General features: G+C 55.5%; 1 rRNA gene (running past one end of the window). It reads left to right on the forward strand.

The annotated features are described in order from the left end of the window. The first annotated feature begins 53 nt into the window (after nt 1-53). Nucleotides 54-1,325 (forward strand): 23S ribosomal RNA (locus AB0J76_RS49415); it runs 1,918 nt beyond the window's last position.

A 1,325-nucleotide genomic window follows, 5' to 3' on the forward strand; every position in this document is an offset into this window, starting at 1 on the left:
GCTGGTTGCTGTTTGTTGTTTGAGATTTGCATAGTGGACGCGAGCATCTTTGTGGCCAAGTTTTTTAGGGCACACGGTGGATGCCTTGGCATCAGGAGCCGATGAAGGACGTGGGAGGCTGCGTTAAGCCTCGGGGAGTCGCCAACCAGACGTTGATCCGGGGATGTCCGAATGGGGAAACCCAGCACCAGTCATGTGGTGTTGCCTCCGCCTGAATGTATAGGGCGGTTGGTGGTAACGCGGGGAAGTGAAACATCTCAGTACCCGTAGGAAGAGAAAACAACAGTGATTCCGTGAGTAGTGGTGAGCGAAAGCGGATGAGGCTAAACCGGGCGTGTGTGATAGCCGGCAGGCGTTGCATGTCCGGGGTCGTGGGACCCTCTGGTGGTTTCTGCCGAAGCCACAAGAAGTGATAAACCTTTGAGGTAGTCGAAAGCTCTGGGAAGGGCTGCCGTAGACCGTGAGAGCCGGGTAGGCGAAATCTTGAAGGCTTCTTGAGGGGATCCCAAGTAGCACGGGGCCCGAGAAATCCTGTGTGAATCTGCCAGGACCACCTGGTAAGCCTAAATACTCCCTGATGACCGATAGTGCACGAGTACCGTGAGGGAAAGGTGAAAAGTGCCCCGGTGAGGGGTCGTGAAATAGTACCTGAAACCGTGTGCCTACAAGCCGTAGGAGCTTACAGGAGCTTGTCTTCTGTGTGATGTGACTGCGTGCCTTTTGAAGAATGAGCCTGCGAGTTATGGTGTGTGGCGAGGTTAACCCGTGTGGGGGAGCCGTAGCGAAAGCGAGTCTGAATAGGGCGTTTGAGTCGCATGCTGTAGACCCGAAGCGGAGTGATCTACGCATGGGCAGGTTGAAGCTCAGGTAAGACTGGGTGGAGGACCGAACCCACCAGGGTTGAAAACCTGGGGGATGACCTGTGTGTAGGGGTGAAAGGCCAATCAAACTCCGTGATAGCTGGTTCTCCCCGAAATGCATTTAGGTGCAGCGTCGCGTGTTTCTTGCCGGAGGTAGAGCTACTGGATGGCCGATGGGCCCGACAAGGTTACTGACGTCAGCCAAACTCCGAATGCCGGTAAGTGAGAGCGTGGCAGTGAGACTGCGGGCGATAAGGTTCGTAGTCGAGAGGGAAACAGCCCAGATCACCGACTAAGGCCCCTAAGCGTGTGCTAAGTGGGAAAGGATGTGGAGTCGCAGAGACAACCAGGAGGTTGGCTTAGAAGCAGCCACCCTTGAAAGAGTGCGTAATAGCTCACTGGTCAAGTGATTCTGCGCCGACAATGTAGCGGGGCTCAAGCACACCGCCGAAGTCGTGGCATTCA

The organism is Nonomuraea sp. NPDC049624 (assembly GCF_040675255.1).
Classification (GTDB): Bacteria; Actinomycetota; Actinomycetes; order Streptosporangiales; family Streptosporangiaceae; genus Nonomuraea.